This is a genomic window from Bacillus cereus group sp. MYBK5-2, assembly GCF_051915685.1.
In the GTDB taxonomy this organism is placed as follows: Bacteria; Bacillota; Bacilli; order Bacillales; family Bacillaceae_G; genus Bacillus_A; species Bacillus_A cereus.
On record NZ_JBQAFE010000030.1, the window covers coordinates 1 to 2,570 of the forward strand.

The window sequence follows — 2,570 nt, forward strand, 5'->3', positions numbered from 1 at the left end:
ATGCAAAGGAATCAATAAGGTTGATGAAATTTAAACAGAATTCTTATTTAATAAAAAAACCGTGTACAAAAAATGTACACGATTATATAAAAATTATGTCTTGCGTGCTCAATGTAGTCTATGTTTATGGTATGTAAAACGTGATACATTGCAAAACATTAAAAGAGCACTTTTAAAAGTGCTCTCTGACCAAAATTAATATTGAAAAAGGATACCCAAGATATTATATGTATGTTTTTTAGATATGTGTAAATTTAAAACAAAATCTTTCTTTTACACAACAAAGCAGCTAGTTAACAAAACTAACTGCTTGTTGTAAAAAAGGAAACGCTACGCTTACAGAAATAGTTTGTAACTTTAAGTTACAAAAATAGTATGAACAGGGTTGAAAATGTTATGCGGAAATGAAAGAAAATAAAATAAAAAAGAGCACCATTAAACAGTGCCCTTTTCAAGCGTGAGTATAAATTCCTATCATTCTATACTAGTATATGGTTACAGTAATTAATTGTGAAAAAATTGAATATAACTAAGTTACGATAAATTCAATAGTAACTGGGATTGCAGGATCAAATGTATCGCCACCTGGAATTGTAATTGCTCCAGTTGGGCCAGTAGTAACACTTGATTCTCCGCCTGGCTGAAGTACACCGTTTAGGTAGAAATTATAATACGTAAATTTTGGGAATGCTGTAGCAGCAACACCAGCATCATTTAAGCAAGCTGTAGCAGCAATTGCAAAAGCGGCACCTGTACCTGTACCCGCACCTAGTGTAGAAGTAAATCTTCTGGAAGCCATAAATGGAGGTATGATAGCCATTGGTATTCACCTCCTTCTCAATTTTATTAGGACTAGATTAGGAGAAAGCTTGTCCTATATTGTATTCTATGACGTACTTAAATATTAGAAACGGCTTATATATTAGGATTTAAGTGCAATTATTAAATTAGATACATTGATGTTAAATAAAAACGCTATTTGAATAAAAGAAGTTAGATAAGGATGAAGAATAGCCATCTCTTATGCTGGGGAGGTTAACGAATATCCAAATTAAATAAGGGTGATTATGTGTTAAAAGGTAAAGGATTATTATTTTTTGGAATTGTAATGGTAGTTTTATTTTTAAATCCGTTAGATATCAAAGCGGTAAATAGTAATGACCAAGAGTTTTATGATTCTTATAATACTTTATTAGCACCATATGCAAGTCAAGTTATCAGAAGCAAGCTTGGACCAGATTATCAGTATAGTTTAACGGACACAAAAATTATAAAAATTGAACGTTTCCCAGAAGAAAACTTTAATTTTATTGTTACAGTTCAATATAAAACTTATATAGGAGCTCATAACCCTCCGAATGGCATAGAAACTATTACTTTTAATATAAATCCAAGTGGAGTAAAGGTTATAAATTTTGTTTATAAGGATGTTTAAAGAAGAAAGGCTATTCTTCATACATTGATAAGAAGGATATTTGAATTGAAAAATGTAATAAAAATTTCATTTTATAGAAATAAGGAAACTAAAAAGAGCACCATGCATCAGTGCTCTTTAAGATAGGAGGTAACACTTTGAGCTGGATGGTTAGGTTAAAAGTATATGATGTAGAAAAGGAATAAGACCTAAATTTTATTATTAACTCAATATAAAAGAGCAATTAGCTTTTGCTAATTGCTCGGCCCAAGGTAATAGACATAGAGTGGGTATTAGTAAAATTGGCTATTCACGAGCCTGTTTACAGTGTAACCAAGATTATTAAATGTATTCCCTCTTTAAAAACCTTATTCAAACAGTGTTATTTAAAGAGGGAGTGGAGTAATGAAAAAGAATACTTTCCCTTTATACATGAAATGATTTTTTAATTCTCAATATGATATGAGTGTTAAGACAAAAATGTGTAATTAAAAGAGCAGCTAGCAAAAGCTAACTGCTCGGGTAATGGAATATGGTTCGAAATGGGTTGTCTACAGTATTGACGGAATATTGAGCTTTATTCAAGGTTGATTCCAAAAAAATGACATGCCACCAAAATATAAAATTATTAAAAGGACAATTACTATAAAAGCAATTAAAGAAACTTTCTTCCAAGAATTTTTCATTAGTAGATCTCCTTTATGAAGAATATTAACACTTTATAAGAAACTGAACAAAATAATCCTTTTAAAGTAAAGCAAACAGAATATAGTCCGGCTAGAAAACTAGAGGACACCAATTCATTAAAGCAGCAATTAAAGCTGTTTTAGGAATAGGTGTCCTTTTTATTTTGAAAAGGGAGATGGGGAAATGAGGGTGTTAAAGGATCAGTTACATGAATGGAAAAATCAATCCAAGCTAGGAAAGAAGAAAAATAAGACAAAACCAAAAGAGAAATTAAGTACTCGTGAAATTGAGGATTTAATGGGGATGCATAGACCTTGTTATGAACGAAGACGTGGAGCATTAAGACAAAAGTAATTTAAAAATAATAAGGAGTGGTCTTACATGACTAAACAATTATCTTTCTTACCAAAAATCGATAGAGTAGCAACGCAGAAAAAATTAGAAGGTGTTCTCGAAAATGTACGTTTAT

General features: G+C 30.9%; 3 protein-coding genes and 1 pseudogene. 3 read left to right on the top strand and 1 reads right to left on the bottom strand.

The window, feature by feature from the left end; all coding sequences use genetic code 11:
- Positions 1–529: 529 nt before the first annotated feature.
- On the bottom strand, positions 530–820 hold the full coding sequence (locus tag ACTFP3_RS30040; RefSeq protein ID WP_086388989.1) for a DUF4183 domain-containing protein: 291 nt from the start codon (positions 818–820) through the stop codon (positions 530–532).
- A 249-nt stretch (positions 821–1,069) separates the two neighbouring features.
- On the opposite strand from ACTFP3_RS30040, the gene ACTFP3_RS30045 reads away from it, so the two are divergent.
- The 3 genes and pseudogenes from ACTFP3_RS30045 to ACTFP3_RS30055 all read left to right on the top strand — a co-directional run.
- On the top strand, positions 1,070–1,435 hold the full coding sequence (locus ACTFP3_RS30045) for a DUF3888 domain-containing protein (protein ID WP_440012082.1): 366 nt from the start codon (positions 1,070–1,072) through the stop codon (positions 1,433–1,435).
- Between the two features lie 849 nt (positions 1,436–2,284).
- Positions 2,285–2,455, top strand: a complete 171-nt coding sequence (locus ACTFP3_RS30050) for a hypothetical protein (protein WP_440012083.1) — start codon at positions 2,285–2,287, stop codon at positions 2,453–2,455.
- Positions 2,456–2,482: 27 nt separating this feature from the next.
- Positions 2,483–2,570, top strand: a pseudogene (locus ACTFP3_RS30055) (ArpU family phage packaging/lysis transcriptional regulator); the annotation flags it as partial.

Excerpts from the sequence above, each read along its gene's own strand:
- ACTFP3_RS30050 (WP_440012083.1), top strand. The coding sequence starts at position 2,285 with ATGAGGGTGTTAAAGGATCAGTTACATGAATGGAAAAATCAATCCAAG.
- ACTFP3_RS30040 (WP_086388989.1), bottom strand. The coding sequence starts at position 820 with ATGGCTATCATACCTCCATTTATGGCTTCCAGAAGATTTACTTCTACA.